This window comes from Grimontia celer, from assembly GCF_900055185.1.
In the GTDB taxonomy this organism is placed as follows: Bacteria; Pseudomonadota; Gammaproteobacteria; order Enterobacterales; family Vibrionaceae; genus Enterovibrio; species Enterovibrio celer.
On record NZ_FIZX01000001.1, the window covers coordinates 1,667,618 to 1,684,420 of the forward strand.

Here is a 16,803-nt window from a genome sequence, read left to right on the forward strand (position 1 = left end):
CACATCAATGTTGTTATAAGACACTGTTCTATCTAGAGCGAATGTGCTTGCAAGTTTCACAAATACGTTACCAAGATTGAACAAAATCACACTTTTAGGTAGTATCGCCGTCTTTGTCGAATTGCCAACAACCCACTTTTAGAGAAGTAACCGAACAAGATGTTTGAATTCCCCAAGTTTCCTAAACACTCGGCCAAGAACGACATTCTGTCAGGTCTGACTGTTGCACTCGCTCTGGTACCAGAAGCCGTTGCGTTTGCTTTCGTTGCAGGCGTTGACCCAATGGTTGGCCTGTATGCTGCGTTTATCATGGGTCTGCTGACTTCTATCCTTGGCGGTCGCCCAGGTATGATTTCTGGCGCAACAGGTGCCATGGCAGTTGTCATGGTCAGTCTGGTAGCTGAGCACGGTATTCAATATCTTTTTGCAGCAATCATGCTAGCGGGTGCGCTTCAAATTCTGGCGGGTGTGTTCAAGCTCGGTAAGTTTATCCGCATGGTCCCACATCCAGTCATGATTGGTTTCGTTAACGGTCTGGCCATCGTCATCTTCCTTGCGCAGCTTGGTCAATTCCAAGTTCCTAGTCTTAATGGTGAAATGGAATGGCTTCAAGGTGAGCAACTCTATCTGATGCTTGGCTTGGTGGCGATTACCATGGCTATCATTCACTTCCTGCCAAAAATCACCACCGCAGTACCGTCGTCATTGGTTGCGATTGTGTCTGTCACTGCTGCCGTTGTGCTGCTGGATTTGGATACACGCACTGTTGTCGACTTCCTACGCTCCATGAGTGGAGATGAGAGCGCGACGCTGGCTGGCTCACTGCCTACTTTCGCGTTCCCAACTGTTCCACTCAATTTGGAAACTCTCTACATCATTCTGCCATACGCACTGATTCTGGCAGCTGTTGGTCTGATTGAGTCTCTGCTTACCTTGACCGTCGTTGACGAGATGACGGGCACACGTGGCCGCGGTAACCGCGAGTGTGTGGGTCAAGGTGTCGCGAACGTAACTTGTTCCGTATTCGGCGCTATGGGCGGTTGTGCAATGATTGGTCAGTCAATGATCAACGTAAACTCAGGTGGTCGTGGTCGTCTATCAGGCATCGTTGCTGCACTTGCCCTGCTCTGCTTCATCCTATTCACTTCTTCGCTGATTGAAATGATCCCGCTAGCAGCGCTGGTTGGTGTCATGTTTATGGTGGTTATCGGTACGTTTGAATGGGCAACTTTCAAGCTGGCTAGCCGTGTACCAAAACGTGATTTCTTCGTCATTGTACTGGTGACCGTTGTGACTGTACTGACTGACCTGGCAATTGCCGTTATCGTGGGTGTGATTGTTTCTGCGCTGATGTTTGCGTGGGAACACGCGAAGCACATCTATGCTTCGAGCCACATCAATGAGGAAGGTTCGAAAGTCTACGAAGTGAACGGTCCATTGTTCTTTGGTTCAGTAGCCAACTTCCTTGAGCTTTTTGATGCTCAGAACGACCCACAGGATGTGATTGTCGATTTCGGCAAATCCCGAGTGGCAGACCACTCTGCAATTGAGGCGATTGAGACATTGGCTGAACGTTACAACAAAGCAGGTAAGACACTCCACCTTCGCCACCTGTCACAAGACTGTCTTGCGTTGCTGACCAAAGCTGGCAGCCTGGTTGAAATCAACCACATTGAAGATCCAAGCTACAAAGTCGCTACCGACGTTCTAGCTTAATCAGTTTCCCAAATAAAAGAAGCGGGCTAATTAGCCCGCTTTTTGTTTTCTAGCTTCTTGACTTACTGCGGAATAATCACGTTATCGATAACGTGGATCACACCGTTAGACGCTTTGATGTCTGTAGCGACCACATTAGCGTTGTCGACTTTTACACCACTTGACGTATCAATAGCGATTTTAGCGCCTTGCACTGTGCCTGCTTCGGTTAGTCCAGCCACATCTGCCGCCATCACTTTGCCGGGCACCACGTGGTAGGTCAGGATAGCGACGAGCTTGTCTTTATTCTCTGGTTCTAACAGGCTTTCAACCGTTCCTGCTGGAAGCTTCGCAAATGCTTCGTTAGTAGGTGCAAATACGGTGAATGGTCCGTCGCCTTGAAGGGTTTCCACTAGCCCTGCAGCTTTAACCGCTGCCACCAAAGTGCTGAAATCAGAATTTCCAGCGGCAACGGCTACAATATCTTTCTTTGCACCGTACGCATGAGCTTGGGCGCCAATTGCCCCCATCATGAGTACAGTCAATCCAGCCAGTAACGTCGATTTAAAAAACGGCAAAACCTTTGCAGAAATCATACGATCTCTCCTTGTATATTCATTATTTGAACGGGCTTATGCCCAGGTTTTGCTGATCAGCGAGAGATACTACGAGGGGATATTTCGGATGGATTAGTTTTTGAACATTCAATATATCAAATCAGTCAGACGCTTGGTCGCAAAACGACAGATAATGCTGGAAAGACTTCACATCACTTGCTTCAAAGTGCTCTTCCAACACTTCAATATGCTGAATGCGGTCCACGCGAAAACTCCGATAATCATCACGCAATTCACACCATGCCACCAGTGTCCAAACTTTGCCCCAGTAAACCTGACCCAGAGGATGTATTACCCTTTCAGAGTACTTTCCTTCCCCTGTCTGATATTTGATCTTCGTTTTGCGCTTTTCAGACGTGGCTTCTCGCAGCAGTTCGCCACAAGCAGCACATTCAGTTTCGACATGAAACGCGGGTACAGCCAAAGGAAGCGCATCTATTTGCGCCTTGAGATGTTCAGGTAAGACAGAGTGAATTTTCCGCGATGCACTGTCAGTGGCCGACGCTAAACGTTTATCTGACCAGGCGCGAACCATTCGCATGCCCAGCTCCAACGCCACCATTTCCTCTTCAGTGAACATAAGCGGAGGAAGGTGAGAGCCTTTGCCTAACAGGTAACCAATCCCCGCTTCGCCCTCAATGGGAACGCCGGACAATTGCAGGGATTGGATATCACGGTAAATCGTGCGCTCACTGACATTCAACTCTTCTGCTAATGCCTTTGCTGTGACCGCGTAACGTTTACTACGCAGCAAAGTGAGAAGCTCAAACAAGCGCTCCGATTTACTCATTGATAATTCCTGTTATGCAGACTCGATACATTCACCCATGGCACTCATTCTGACGCCTTGATGCGCCATAACAAGTGTAGCGCTATCAATATGCGACACCATCTTCTGCGCACCTTCGTCGTTCATGAAGTTTTCAGAGGCAGCTTGCGCGTTAGCAAGATTGGTCCAGTAGACAATGTCTGTCCATTCCTGCGATTGCTCATCAAAGCTCAGCGAACGGTAGACGAACCCTTCACAACCACTGATATAAGGCAAAGTACCTTCTGCAGCTGCCAGAAAAGCGTTTACGTCCGTGCCTTCTTTCAGTTTGAATCTTACGGTTTCTACAATGTTATCCATGGTGTTTTCTCCTTTCGTGTGGGGTTGAAAAGAGATTACTGACACCTACTGACAGATCGTGTCAGGAGTGTTTCCTGCGATGTTTACCCAAAACCAAAAAGGTCAGCTTTTGGCTGACCTTCTATTTCAGGGGCTTAAACACATTACGGCAAATCGAAGACCAACGCCGTAACGTTTTCTGAGCCGTTATTTTTCAGCAAGAGTTGGGAGAGCCCGCTGACTTTCGCACCGTCACCAGCTGAGAGAACATCGTCACTCAATGACAGCTCACCCGCTACGACATGCACATACACATTACTGCCCATTTCCGGGTTGAAGGTTTCCGAACTACCGTTTTCCAAAATTAACTGTAATGAGCGGGCATTTTGCTTAATGTTCAATGTGCCGTCACGACCGTCAGGCGTTGCAATCTCAGTGAAGCCTGGTGCTTTGCCAAAGTCCTTTTGCTGATAATCTGGCGTGCCACCTCTTTCGTTAGGCTGAATCCAAATTTGTAAGAAGCGGAGGTCACTATCGGAAGAGCCATTGTATTCGCTGTGGTAAATCCCCTTCCCCGCAGACATCAATTGAAATTCACCTGCTGGAAGAGACTGAATATTACCTTCGCTGTCCTTATGCTCAATCACACCGTCGAGAACATAACTAATGATCTCCATATCACGGTGGCCATGAGTATCAAATCCTGCTGACGGTTTCACCACATCATCGTTAATGACACGAAGCGCCGAGAAACCCATTTGCTCAGGATCGTGATAATGACCAAAAGAGAAAGTATGGCGACTATCCAGCCAACCAAAGCTTGCGCGGCCACGCTGTTCAGATTTACGGATATCAATCATTTGAACCTCCTTTGTCATGTCACTGATTGCTGTATAAATAGAGATTAGGTAAACCCAATCCTGAATAAAACCAGAGAGATTTGAGTTTGATGTTCAAATATTTCGAACATCAATGTACCAGCAGCTTAGAGCGTGTTTTGTATCACTAGGGCTGAGCTGTATAATTGCCGCCTTCAAAGCACTAAAAAGACCAAAGAAAAATCGATGTCGCTAAGCCCTGAATTAGAAAGCCAGCTCGAGCCAGTGCGCGGATTCCTGCACTGTGAAACCCCACAAGCCTGGATTGATGAAGCCATCAAACCGGAAAACGAAACTATTCTTTTACGTGATCATGCAAACTGTGAATTGAAAGCAAGCCAAACCGCCCTATGGCTTATTCGCAAATATGCCATTGACGCCTCGAGCGGCGAGCTACTTTTGGAGTGGGCAAAACCCTATGAAGATTTCGTTTACCGCGGCATGCGTGATGGGATTTTCCACGCCAAAAAGAATGGGTTGAGTGCTCCGCTTAAACCAAAGGCTGGTTTCGAACACGGCCCAGATTTAATTGATAAAATGGTTCGCCTCATCAAAGAAGAATTTCATCATTTCGAACAGGTCATCGAGATAATGGAAAAGCGCGATATGCCTTATAGCCCGCTCAATGCCGGTCGTTACGCCCGCGGTCTAATGTCGATTGTCCGTACCCATGAGCCTGCAACTCTAATAGATAAGCTGATTATCGGTGCTTACATCGAAGCGCGCTCATGCGAACGTTTTGCCAAAGTTGCGCCGTATCTGGATGAAGAACTGCGCAAGTTTTATATCTCTCTACTTCGCTCTGAAGCGCGCCACTATCAGGATTATCTGAAACTGGCAGCGGCAATTGCAGGAGATGATATTAGCGACCGCGTGAAAGCGATTGGTGAGAAAGAAGCCGAACTCATCCAAACACCAGATGATATGTTCCGCTTCCATAGTGGCGTTCCGTCACTTGCAGCGTAACCACTTCGTGAAGCCAGAGCGCTAGCCTCTGGCTTTTTTTATATCAGATCTGACACTTGCACGATCAATCAATGTTCGGTAAATAGGGAACAACACTGAACAATTAGGGATTACTATGTTCAAGAAACTGAAAGCCTCTTTAGGTATTGGCGCAACTAAAGTTGATACCATCCTTCACAATGAATCTGTCTATCAGGGCGAGACACTGCGCGGTACTGTTCACATCAAAGGTGGGGATGTCGAGCAAGAAATTGATTCAATCACGTTAAAGCTGTGTACCGAAGTGAAAGTTGAGTCCGATTCTGGCTCAAGCTATCAATCCTTTGTACTTGGCCATATACAGGCAAACGACCCTTTCACCATTCAACCCGGTGAAGAAAAAGAAGTGCCATTCGAACTGAAGCTGCATGATGAAACTCCAATCACTGCGGTTAACGCTCGATTAAACCAAAGCCATGTCTGGGTTGAAACCGTGCTCGACATCGATTTTGCCATTGACCCAACCGACCGAGACTATCTGGAAGTTCGTCCATTACCAGCGGTTCAGCGTGTCTTGTCCACGCTGGAACGCGAAGGTTTCACCATGGTGAAAGCAGACGTGGAGAAAGGTCAATTGCGTGGCAACGGGTTTACATCTCTGTCCGGTTGCTACCAAGAGCTTGAGTTCCAGAACAGCGGTATGTTTAGCAAAAAAGAAATTGAGCTTTCTTTCATTCTGGATGGTTCAGTTATCCACTGCCTTGCCGAGATTGACCGTTCATTCGGCCGCGGTGATACCTATCGCTCGTTCACGATTTCCCGTGATGCGTCTGAAGGTGAAGTGTCACAAGCGTTGGCATCCGTTTTAAATGTTTAAAACGTCACTTTGAACAAACCAAGAGAACCTGATGAACAGGTTCTCTTTCCCCCTTTCTGCGGCCAAACCTTACCGTGATCACAAATTAGCAACAACATTTCTAGCATCACCCTTTGGTCAGAAATACGTAAAACCCTTTGCTACCCCTTTGAACAACATTCAACTTGCACTCCCTTTCATTCAATGAGTTAACGAGCACCTTATAAGAAGAAGTACGTAGTAAATGACTAAGTAGTCGTCTTGTCATTTTTTAAGAGTACTTGCGCGGTAATACGAATTTTTTGTTATCGAGTTGTTACTCATTGTGTCGTTGGAATTTCTATAGCAATAAGGAAATGCGACATGAAACCTCTACATTCAAAAACTGAAAAAGCACTGGCAGCATTTGCATGTATTTGCCTCTCTGCCGTCCTCAGTTTTTCTGCCTTGGCCGCGGAGAAAACCTACCGACTGACATTAGCTGAAACCTGGGGACCTAACTTCCCCATTTTCGGTGATGCCACAAAGAATATGGCTGCCATGGCAGAGAAAATGTCCAATGGACGTCTTAAGATCCGCATCGACTCATCTAACAAGCACAAATCTCCATTCGGCGTCTTCGACATGGTGAAGTCCGGCCAATATGACATGGGACACTCAGCCTCTTATTACTGGAAAGGCAAAGTGCCAAATACGCTGTTCTTCACCACCATGCCATTCGGTATGGTCGCTTCTGAGCAGTATGGTTGGTTCTATCACGGAGACGGCATGGCACTGATGGAAGAAGTCTATGCCCCACACAATCTTCTTTCTTTCCCAGGCGGTAATACCGGCGTTCAAATGGGTGGCTGGTTCCAAAAGGAAATCAACTCAGTGGATGACTTGGAAGGCCTTAAGATGCGTATTCCCGGCTTTGCTGGTGAAGTATTGGCTGAACTAGGCGCGAGCCCAACAAACATCGCCCCCGGTGAGCTTTATACCGCTCTGGAAAGACGCACCATTGATGCGTTGGAATGGGTAGGCCCAGGGCTGGATTTACGTATGGGCTTTCACAAAATTGCTCCTTACTACTATACAGGCTGGCATGAGCCCGCGACTGAACTGCAATTTCTCGTCAACAAGCGTACCTGGGAACGCCTGCCTGAAGATCTGCAGGAAATCCTTCGCGTAGCCATGCGCACTGCGGCTTACGACATGTATATCCAAAATGCGCATGCCAGCGCAGAAGCTTGGGAAGAAATGACCGCCGAATATCCAGACATTCAGGTTAAACAGTTCCCTGATGATGTGATTAATGCTCTGCGCTCTGCCAACACCAAATTACTGGCGAACTACGCCGACAATGATGCGCAAGCGAAAAAAATCCTCGACTCACAACAGGCTTACCTGAACAAAATCCGCCGTTGGACCTCCATTTCTGAGGAAGCTTATCTTCAAGGCCAATAGAAGGCATGAAGTTGTTTTTCGCCGGGGTATCCCACCCGGCGCTTTTTGGTTCATGGAGTGAACATGTATACGCTGTTATTACTTGAGCGATCCATTAATAGAATCGCTGATGTGCTGGGCTGGATAGCCAGTACCCTTTTCCTGTTGCTCGTTATCAACGTGTTTTACAACGTGGTGATGAGGTACGTCTTCAATCAAGTATCGATTGGTTCCCAAGAGCTTGAATGGCATCTGTTTTCCGCTGTGTTTTTACTGGGTATCCCCTACGCCCTGAAAACGGGAGGACATGTCCGTATTGACGTATTTTACGAACGCTGGCCCCAGAAAATTCAGGCGGTCATCGATTTGCTTGGTTGCCTTATCTTGCTGTTACCTTTCAGCTTTCTGATCTTTTATTTCGGTCTCGACTTTACCCGAGAGGCCTACCAATTAGGTGAAGGCAGTGGCGACCCCGGTGGCTTACCGCATCGGTGGGTCATCAAAGGGATGATCCCTGTCTCTTTTCTTTTTCTGTTTTTGATTGGCATATCGAATTCTTTGAATGCCATTCAACGCTTGATGTCCAACGACCAAATAAAGGAGTAACACCATGATTGGTATTGTAATGTTCGTGGTTGCTCTCTTTGCGCTGCTACTTGGCTTTCCTGTCGCCTTCACGTTTGGTGGTATCGCGCTGATATTCGGTATTTGGGCCGAAGGCGTCGAGATGTTTGCCTTCATGCCGTTTCGCATTATGAGTGTGATGGAAAACACTGTGTTGATGGCAGTGCCCTTATTTGTATTCATGGGGCTGGTGTTGCAAAAAACCCGATTGGCAGAGCAGTTGTTAGAAGCGATGGCTCGCCTGTTTGGCGGCGTTAGAGGCGGATTGGCCATTTCAACCGTATTGGTTGGCTGTCTGCTGGCGGCCTCCACTGGTGTTGTGGGCGCCTCTGTCGTGGCAATGGGGCTGATTTCCCTGCCAGTGATGCTGAAGTATCAATATGCAAAGTCACTGGCCTGCGGCACCATTTGCGCGTCAGGTACGCTGGGACAAATCATTCCTCCTTCCATCATCCTGATTTTACTCGGTGATGTACTCGGCATTCCCGTAGGCGATCTGTTTCAAGCTGCTGTTTTACCGGGACTGATATTGGTTGGTGCCTATATCGCTTACATCCTGATTTATGCCTATCTTAATCCACAGGCCGCCAAGGCAATGACACGCCTGCCCGATCAGGACAGAACTGCAGAAATCATTGATGCACTGAAAGCCGTCATTCCACCCCTCGCGCTCATCATTGTGGTGTTAGGTTCCATTTTCGCGGGTATAGCAACCCCGACAGAATCTGCCGTTTTAGGTGGTGTTGGCGCTATCGTTTTGGCATTGGTTTACGGACAGTTTTCAGTCCGCCTGATGTTTGAAAGTGCGGTAGAAACCGTCAAAGTCACCGCGATGGTATTTGGTATTTTGATTGGCGCGACCGCCTTCTCAATGGCATTTACTTATACAGGTGGCGATTATCTGGTTGAAGAATGGCTGACAGCATTGCCAGGCGATAAATGGGGCTTTCTCATCCTGACTATGCTCGTAGTGCTACTGCTGGGCTTTTTCATCGACTTTGTGGAGATCTGCTTCATCATTGTGCCGATATTAGCGCCAGTCGCTCAACTGATTGGTATTGATATGGTTTGGTTCGCCATCCTGATTGCGATGAATTTACAGTCCTCTTTCTTAACGCCGCCGTTTGGTTTCAGTCTGTTTTACCTCAAAGGCGTCGCCCCACCCTCTATAACCACTGGAGACATTTACCGGGGTGTTTTGCCATTTATCGCCATTCAGGTTGCGGTGCTGCTCAGTATTCTGATCTTCCCGGCTTTCTATGGCCTTGGCGGAAACTAACCTAAGACCATTTTCGGCAAAAACGCGTTAAGCGATTAATATTACAAAGACCTTTGCATTTTAAAGGAGAGAGGGACATGTCACTTAAATTGAAGATCATTTTGATGACAGTGATCCCTCTCGTAGTTATCAGCTACGTCATCGGCTGGATAACCATTAACCAGTCCCAATCCCTCGGCGTAAAGGAAATCTCTACCTTCCGGGAGAGTATGCTCACGACCAAAGAGCAAGCACTGGAAGACTACGTTCACCTTGCTATCCAGAGCATCGATTACCTGTACGATGACACATCAAGAAACGAGTCAGAGCTTAAAAGCCAAGCCCTAGAAGTACTCCGTCAGCTTCGCTACGGCAATGATGGCTATTTCTTTGTTTATGATGAAGCGGGCTTTAACCTCGCTCACCCCATCATGCCAGAGCTGGAAGGCCAGAATCTTATCAATCTAAAAGACTCTAATGGCAATTTTCTGATCCAGAATCTGCTTGCTTCAGCCAAGGCGGGCGGTGGCTTTCATCAATATTTATGGCATAAACCCTCTACCAATGAAGTCGTCCCCAAACTGAGCTATGCCATATGGCTACCCAAGTGGAAATGGATGGTAGGTACTGGGCTTTACATTGAAGATATTGGCGAGCAGATCGAAGAGGTCAAACAGGATGTTCAAACCAGCATTAATCATACCTATATCGCCATATTGGTTATTCTGGTTTCCAGTGTGCTCATCATGGTGGTGATTGCGTTGGCAGTGAATTTACACGAGCACCGGATCGCTGATGAAAGGCTACGTGAGTTGGCGTTTCGCAACGTAATGCTGCAAGAAGAAGAGAAAAAGTACATTTCCCGTGAACTACATGACTGTGTGAACCAGTTACTGGTCTCCGCAAAATGCCATATTGAGTTGCTGTCAAAAGAGCTATGCCAGAACGGAAATACCACTACCGGAGAACACCTTCAGAAAGGCGAAACCTCTCTGGTAAAAGCGATTAAAGAAGTACGTAACATTTCGCGTAACCTTCGTCCTTCCGCGTTAGACGATATTGGCCTTAACGCTGCGCTTGAATTGCTAGCATCAGACTTTGCCACTTCACAGAACATTCAAATCGACACCCATTTGGATGATTTTGATGACAAACTGCTTCCGGAAGTCACCACCACCTTGTACCGGGTGGTGCAGGAGTCCTTGGTGAATATTGAAAAGCACAGCCAATGCAGAAACGTCGACATAATCTTGTCAAAGTTAGGGGAAAGATTGCAGTTAATCATTCGCGATGATGGCAAAGGCTTTAACGTTTCCGAAGCGCTCAAAGGTCGGGGGATCGGGCTAAGAAATATGCGGGAGCGCATCGAATTTATCGGTGGTGACTTTGAAATCAGTGCAGAGAAAGAACGGGGAACGGAAGTGAGTATTCTGTTGGAACTCAGCACCATAATCATGGAGAGAAATCATGGATGACATTCGTGTATTGCTGGTCGATGATCACCGTGCCGTTCTGGAAGGGTTTGTTGCCCGCATCGAAAATGAACCTGGCGTTGCTGTCGCAGGTACAGCGGTAAACGGTGTAGAGGCGCTTGAGAAAGCCAAAATTTTAAAACCTGACGTGGTATTGATGGATATCAGTATGCCAGTGCTCAACGGTATCGAAACCACCAAACTGTTCAGTCAAAACCACCCCGAGACCAAAATACTCATTTTGACCATGCATGATAACCGTGAGTACATTCAGAAAGTGATGGAGTCCGGCGCTTCTGGCTACATCCTCAAAGATGTCTCGCTGGAAGAAATGATCAATGCGATTAAAACCGTTAATGACGGTGCCAGTTACTTTTGCCAAAGCTCTAGTAAGGCGCTTTTTGATATGGTCAAAGAGTCCCGAAAATCCGAGAACAAAAAGAACATACTCAGCCAACGCGAAACAACCGTGCTTGCTCTTGTTGCAAAGGGCTTGAGCAGCAAGAAAATCGCACAGCAATTAGATATCAGTGTGCGCACCGTGGAAACCCATCGCCAGAACATCAAGCATAAGCTGAATGTCTCCTCTACCGCTGAAATGGTCGACTATGCGCTAAGGAACAAGCTTACTTAGTCACCCAACTCTCTTTGTTGTCGGCTCTTATCAACGCTATGCGTCTTTCAATATTGAGTTTCCGACAAGTCTTACTTCTAACCTTTCATCGCCTGACGTTGTGTTCTGTACTGACCTTTTAGCTAATAGCCAAGGATAGGAACCACCAATGACAGCGCAGATAGAAAAAGAGCTCAGTAGCAATGGCGTATTGCGATTAACCTTGAATAACCCCCAGCGGCGCAACGCTCTCTCACAGGCTATGATTGGAGCGCTTCACCAGGCCATCACTGACGCTTCTATTTCATCCGATGTCAAAGTGGTTGTTCTATCTGGTAATGGCCCTGCATTCAGCGCTGGACATGATCTCAAAGAGATCACTGCTGCCAGGAGTAATGACGACAAAGGGCGTGCCTTTTTTACCTCTCTCATGAGTCAATGTGCAGCGATGATGACTGCCATTGTGAACTGCCCTAAACCTGTGATCGCAGAAATCGACGGCATTGCCACCGCAGCGGGTTGTCAGTTGGTGGCCAGTTGTGACCTCGCTTATGCCTCTGACACGTCTCGTTTTGCCACACCGGGCGTGAATATTGGTCTTTTTTGTTCCACCCCGATGGTTGCTCTTTCCAGAAACGTATCGAGCAAGCATGCGATGGAAATGCTGCTCACCGGAGACATGCTTTCTGCCGCTGATGCAGAGCGAATGGGGCTGATTAACCGCGTTACTGAAAGCACTTCCTTAAAGGCACTGACACAAGAAGTGGCAGATAAGATCGCAGCAAAATCTTCTCTGACACTGGCTATCGGAAAAGAAGCGTTTTACCGCCAGCAGGAAATGAATCTACCTAAAGCTTATGCCTACACCAGCGAGGTCATGGTAAACAATATGCTGACGGAAGACGGCGAAGAAGGGATTAGCGCCTTCGTTGAAAAACGCCCTCCTGTCTGGCGAAATCAGTGAGGTTCAGCGATGTCGAATTTTTATAACATTGGACTGGACCGAAACCCTGCAAACTACCAACCACTGACGCCCCTTGGCTTTCTCGAGCGCACAGCATCAAACTACCCAGACTCGGTTGCCATTGTTCATGGTGACATGAAAATCACGTATCAAACTTTCTATGACCGAAGCCGCCAGTTGGCGTCGCAACTGGCCAATCTCGGCCTTGGTCGGGGTGACACAGTATCTGCTATGTTAGCCAACACGCCTGCCATGCTGGAGTGCCATTATGGCGTGCCTATGGCTGGCTCAGTTTTACATTCCATCAATACCCGCTTGGAAGCTGCCACCATCGCCTATCAACTTGATCATGCTGAGGCCAAAGTGCTGATCGTTGATCAGGAGTTTTTACCGGTTGCAGAGGGTGCGCTCCAACTGGCAGAGCGTTCGCCAATCGTCATTGTTTACTGTGACCCTGTATGGGTTGAAGAGACCAAAGAAACTGCCAATACAACCTATCAAGACTACGAAGCCTTTCTCAGTCAGGGCGACAAGTCCTTTCGCTGGTTGATGCCAGAAGATGAATGGGATGCCATTTCCATCAACTACACGTCCGGCACAACGGGCAACCCAAAGGGTGTGGTGTGTCATCACCGTGGTGCTTACCTTCTGGCTCTAGGAAATGTGTTCACTGCAGATATGCCAAAGTATTCGACCTATCTCTGGACACTTCCGATGTTTCACTGCAATGGCTGGTGCTTCCCGTGGACGATATCAGCTATCTGCGGCACACACGTTTGTCTGAGGCTGGTTCGCGCAGAGCCAATATGGCATGCATTAACCGAGCATAAGGTCACTCATCTTTGTGGCGCGCCGATAGTCATGGATATTATTTTATCTGAGCAAACCCAGCGGCTCGCTCATAAAGTGGCGTTTTTCACCGCTGCCGCGCCCCCACCAGAGAGCACACTCGCGAAGATGCAGCAGGCAGGTTTTGAAGTCACCCACCTTTACGGCTTGGCAGAAGTGTATGGCCCTGCTGTCGTGAATGAATGGCATGATGAGTGGGATGAACTTCCTATTCAGGAGCAAGCCAAACTCAAAGCACGACAAGGGGTTCGATATCTACCGCTCGAAGCCTTGGATGTAATGAATCCAGAGACCATGGAGCCCGTCCCAGCAGACGGAAAGACCATAGGTGAAGTCATGTTCCGTGGCAATGTGGTGATGAAGGGATACTTCAAAAACCTGACCGCCACTGAGTCTGCATTTGCGGGGGGCTGGTTCCACTCCGGTGACTTAGCGGTGAAATACCCCGATGGATACATTCAGCTTAAAGACCGCTCAAAAGACATCATTATCTCGGGCGGAGAAAACATCTCATCCTTTGAGATTGAAGATGTCCTCTATAAACATCCAGCCATTGCCGTAGCTGCCGTCGTTGCCTGCCCGCATGAAAAATGGGGCGAAGTACCTTTTGCATTCGTAGAGTGCTGTGAAAGTCAAACCGTTTCCGAGCAAGAGTTAAAAGCTTGGTGCAGCGACCACATGGCAGGCTTCAAAGTCCCCAAGCATTTTGCTTTTACCACCATTCCCAGAACACCCACGGGGAAGATCCAGAAGTTCCAGTTGAGAGAGCAAGTGAAGTCAGGAAAAGCTTAGATAGATTTAGCGTAAATCTATATAAGTTCATTATCCAAGCAATGAGAAGAAAGCGCTTTCAAAATCTCATTTGCGAGTCAGATTATGAAAAGGGCTGCTGGTATTGTTAATGAAATGTAGCCAGAAGGCTTTGTGATATTGGGATCAATTGGCAGGCAAAGGAATGACCATGAAACTTCTTAACACTTCTCTCTTGCTGCTGGCAGTGACATCTGCACCAGCGTTAGCGAACGACAATGACTTGTACTTTGGGTTGGAGTACTTAGCGACTGAAGCAACATCTGAAGGCCAAGGTAGTACTAGTACTTTGGACCGTGAAGGCGGTTTTGCCATCAGCATGGGCTACATGTATGGCATTTCTGACAACTTTGATTTGGGCTTTGAAGCGACTATTTCAGACTACGGTACAAGCAACTTTCAAACTAATGGCAATGTTGCTTCTAACGAGTATGGCGTATCCTCAATCTCTGTTAGCCTCAAGCCCACGTACTATATTGCTGACTCCGGTTTTTCTGTAACAGGTGTATTGGGTTACGGATCGTTCAGTTATGACTGGGAACAAACTGCAACTGGCACAAGTACAACCGTAACATCTACTGATAGCGAGTTTGGTTATATCTACGGCGTAGAAGCTAACTATGATTTTAACGACAACGTTGCGGCAACAATCGGCTATAAACTTGCTGAGATAGATTACGGTCCTACACCTCTGGATTACGACTTAGAACTAGAAACTCTAAATTTAGGCGTGAAATTCCGCTTCTAATCACCCATTGAAAAAGCCGCAATTGCGGCTTTTTCTTTACGCTGGTTTATCAAAAACTGAAAACGCCATCTTCAATACCGTTCTCACTTTCTCTGCATCTTCCCCACGTGCCCGTTGCGCCAAGGCGGCCGTTATTTGCGCATCGACGTAATCCGCTACAAACCTGTTTGACATGGTTTCAGGTATTTCACCGCTTTCTTTTGCCTTCTGCGCCCAGCTTTCGATGAAGACCATAAATTGATAATGAATTTCAGCTAACGCACTCTGTGTTTTGTCCCCCAGCGACGGTTGAGCATCCCGCATTTTCACCATCAGGCAGCCATCCGGTAATTCTTTCCGTTCATTGCAGACGAAATTCACCAACTCAGCCAACACCGCGCTGAATGATCTTTGGCTTTCTAGTGACGCAATCAAAGGGGAAAAGGTTTGCTCAATATAAGCTGCCAGTGCTGCCTCCATTAATCCGTCTTCATTACCAAATTCCCTGTAAAGACCAGGTTTGGAGACCTCTGCCAGTTTGCAGATTTCGTTGATGGAAACACCACGGGTACCTTCCTGCCAATACGCTTTCATTGCCACTTCCAGGATACGTTCCCGATTGATGGTCTTTGGTCGCCCTCTGGCAGCTTTGACTTTTTCTTGAATCATATTTTAGTACCAACTGGTATTTTATTGTTGACAGTATGTTCTAATTCGCATTAATGTACCACCCAGTATTTTAATAAACAATTCAAAAAGGACATCTACCATGACGCAAGAAACTCGCGGAAAAGTACTGCTGACCGGCATTTCAGGTTTTATTGGGCTCCACTGTGCGAAAGAGGCACTTGAACAAGGCTTTGAAGTTGTTGGCTCTGTTCGTAGTGAAGCTAAAGAAAATGAAGTTCGTGCAACACTTGAAGCTGCGTCGGTAGATACTGCCAACCTAAGTTTTGCTCACTTGGATCTGACCTCCGACAAAGGTTGGGATGAAGCAGCAGCAGGATGCGATTACATTATGCACATTGCTTCTCCTTTCACGATTGCCAACCCTAAAACCGAAGATGAAATGATCATCCCTGCTGTTCAGGGTTCACTTCGCGCCTTGCGTGCAGGTAAAGCTGCTGGCGTTAAACGTGTTGTTTTGACGAGCTCCATCCTTTCGATGATGGGTACCATGAAGACAGGTACATTCGGCCCTGACAACTGGACGGATACCAACTCAACCGAGATCAGCACTTACACCAAAAGTAAAACGCTGGCGGAGCGTGCAGCCTGGGAATTTATGGAAACTCTTTCAGATGAAAACGCCATGGAGTTGGTTGTGGTTAACCCAGGTGGCGTATTCGGTCCTCCGCTTGGTAGAAACATCACAGGACAAACGATGGCGCTGACCGACCAAATGCTTCGCGGCAAAGTGCCTATGGTGCCGAATATCTCCCTGCCTATGGTCGATGTGCGCGATTTGGCTGTGTTACATGTTAAGGCGCTATCTGAGGCAGGTGCAAAAGGGAAACGACTTATTGCCGCCACTGCCGATCCGGTAAGCTTTTTGACAATGGCACAAGTGATGAAAGACCAAGGCTACAAAGGTCCAAGCACCCGAAAAGCGCCAAACTTTCTGTTGAAGTTCACTGCATTGTTTGACCGTGAAGCCAAAGGAATGTTGGGAATGCTGAACATGAACCTCAATGCCAATAACGCAGAAACCCAAGAGATCTTCGGTTGGACACCAAGACCCGCCGTTGAATCCATTCAAGATACAGCCAAAGCGGTTCATGCACTGCAAAGCTAACCTTGCTTAGCAAGTGCTAACAGCAAAAAAGGCCGCGATTGCGGCCTTTCGTTTATACCAATCACAGTAGGTAGGTGATCAGAAATAGCGCAGGAAAAATGCTCGAGAACAAGGCGTAAAATTTCGATAAGTAGTTATTCTACAATCAAATTTTTCAACGCAGTGAA

General features: G+C 47.4%; 17 protein-coding genes. 12 read left to right on the forward strand and 5 right to left on the reverse strand.

Features of this window, described 5'->3' with window-relative positions:
* Window positions 1-159: 159 nt before the first annotated feature.
* Window positions 160-1,716 carry a SulP family inorganic anion transporter gene (locus tag GCE9029_RS07360; RefSeq protein WP_062662206.1) on the forward strand — a complete coding sequence of 519 codons (1,557 nt, stop codon included), beginning with the start codon at window positions 160-162 and terminating at the stop codon, window positions 1,714-1,716.
* A 62-nt stretch (window positions 1,717-1,778) separates the two neighbouring features.
* Here the strand turns inward: GCE9029_RS07360 and GCE9029_RS07365 are convergent, their stop codons facing one another.
* The 4 genes from GCE9029_RS07365 to GCE9029_RS07380 all read right to left on the reverse strand — a co-directional run bounded on the left by GCE9029_RS07365 (window position 1,779) and on the right by GCE9029_RS07380 (window position 4,280).
* The gene (locus GCE9029_RS07365) at window positions 1,779-2,291 is read right to left on the reverse strand and encodes a fasciclin domain-containing protein (RefSeq protein WP_062662209.1); all 513 of its coding nucleotides are present in this window, start codon (window positions 2,289-2,291) and stop codon (window positions 1,779-1,781) included.
* Window positions 2,292-2,412: 121 nt separating this feature from the next.
* Window positions 2,413-3,102 carry a helix-turn-helix transcriptional regulator gene (locus GCE9029_RS07370; RefSeq protein WP_062662211.1) on the reverse strand — a complete coding sequence of 230 codons (690 nt, stop codon included), beginning with the start codon at window positions 3,100-3,102 and terminating at the stop codon, window positions 2,413-2,415.
* Between the two features lie 12 nt (window positions 3,103-3,114).
* Window positions 3,115-3,441, reverse strand: coding sequence for a hypothetical protein (locus tag GCE9029_RS07375; protein ID WP_062662213.1), 327 nt, complete (start codon window positions 3,439-3,441; stop codon window positions 3,115-3,117).
* 143 nt (window positions 3,442-3,584) lie between these two features.
* Complete coding sequence (locus GCE9029_RS07380; RefSeq protein ID WP_062662215.1) at window positions 3,585-4,280, reverse strand: pirin family protein; 696 nt, start codon at window positions 4,278-4,280, stop codon at window positions 3,585-3,587.
* Window positions 4,281-4,484: 204 nt separating this feature from the next.
* Here GCE9029_RS07380 and miaE point away from each other — a divergent pair, with 204 nt between their 5' ends.
* The 10 genes from miaE (at window position 4,485) to GCE9029_RS07430 (ending at window position 14,862) form a co-directional block, all read left to right on the forward strand.
* Window positions 4,485-5,264, forward strand: a complete 780-nt coding sequence (miaE, locus tag GCE9029_RS07385; protein ID WP_062662217.1) for a tRNA isopentenyl-2-thiomethyl-A-37 hydroxylase MiaE — start codon at window positions 4,485-4,487, stop codon at window positions 5,262-5,264.
* A gap of 115 nt (window positions 5,265-5,379) precedes the next feature.
* A complete protein-coding gene (locus GCE9029_RS07390; RefSeq protein ID WP_062662219.1) occupies window positions 5,380-6,120 on the forward strand; it encodes a sporulation protein in 741 nt (246 codons plus the stop codon).
* A 342-nt stretch (window positions 6,121-6,462) separates the two neighbouring features.
* Window positions 6,463-7,545, forward strand: a complete 1,083-nt coding sequence (locus GCE9029_RS07395; protein ID WP_062662221.1) for a TRAP transporter substrate-binding protein — start codon at window positions 6,463-6,465, stop codon at window positions 7,543-7,545.
* Window positions 7,546-7,608: 63 nt separating this feature from the next.
* Window positions 7,609-8,130: a TRAP transporter small permease subunit gene (locus tag GCE9029_RS07400; protein WP_062662223.1), complete on the forward strand. Its 522-nt coding sequence runs from the start codon at window positions 7,609-7,611 to the stop codon at window positions 8,128-8,130.
* 4 nt (window positions 8,131-8,134) lie between these two features.
* Window positions 8,135-9,427 carry a TRAP transporter large permease gene (locus GCE9029_RS07405; protein ID WP_062662225.1) on the forward strand — a complete coding sequence of 431 codons (1,293 nt, stop codon included), beginning with the start codon at window positions 8,135-8,137 and terminating at the stop codon, window positions 9,425-9,427.
* Between the two features lie 77 nt (window positions 9,428-9,504).
* Window positions 9,505-10,881, forward strand: coding sequence for a cache domain-containing protein (locus GCE9029_RS07410; RefSeq protein ID WP_062662227.1), 1,377 nt, complete (start codon window positions 9,505-9,507; stop codon window positions 10,879-10,881).
* Complete coding sequence (locus GCE9029_RS07415; RefSeq protein WP_062662229.1) at window positions 10,874-11,512, forward strand: response regulator transcription factor; 639 nt, start codon at window positions 10,874-10,876, stop codon at window positions 11,510-11,512. The genes GCE9029_RS07410 and GCE9029_RS07415 overlap by 8 nt, the downstream gene beginning before the upstream one ends.
* Before the next feature lie 148 nt (window positions 11,513-11,660).
* Window positions 11,661-12,455 carry an enoyl-CoA hydratase gene (locus GCE9029_RS07420; RefSeq protein WP_062662231.1) on the forward strand — a complete coding sequence of 265 codons (795 nt, stop codon included), beginning with the start codon at window positions 11,661-11,663 and terminating at the stop codon, window positions 12,453-12,455.
* Window positions 12,456-12,464: 9 nt separating this feature from the next.
* A complete protein-coding gene (locus GCE9029_RS07425; RefSeq protein WP_062662233.1) occupies window positions 12,465-14,096 on the forward strand; it encodes an acyl-CoA synthetase in 1,632 nt (543 codons plus the stop codon).
* 169 nt (window positions 14,097-14,265) lie between these two features.
* Complete coding sequence (locus GCE9029_RS07430; protein WP_062662235.1) at window positions 14,266-14,862, forward strand: outer membrane protein; 597 nt, start codon at window positions 14,266-14,268, stop codon at window positions 14,860-14,862.
* Between the two features lie 36 nt (window positions 14,863-14,898).
* Here the strand turns inward: GCE9029_RS07430 and GCE9029_RS07435 are convergent, their stop codons facing one another.
* A complete protein-coding gene (locus GCE9029_RS07435; RefSeq protein ID WP_082804297.1) occupies window positions 14,899-15,510 on the reverse strand; it encodes a TetR/AcrR family transcriptional regulator in 612 nt (203 codons plus the stop codon).
* A 100-nt stretch (window positions 15,511-15,610) separates the two neighbouring features.
* On the opposite strand from GCE9029_RS07435, the gene GCE9029_RS07440 reads away from it, so the two are divergent.
* Window positions 15,611-16,636 (forward strand): NAD-dependent epimerase/dehydratase family protein, encoded by a 1,026-nt coding sequence (locus GCE9029_RS07440; RefSeq protein ID WP_062662237.1) that lies wholly within the window; start codon window positions 15,611-15,613, stop codon window positions 16,634-16,636.
* The last annotated feature ends 167 nt before the right edge of the window (window positions 16,637-16,803 follow it).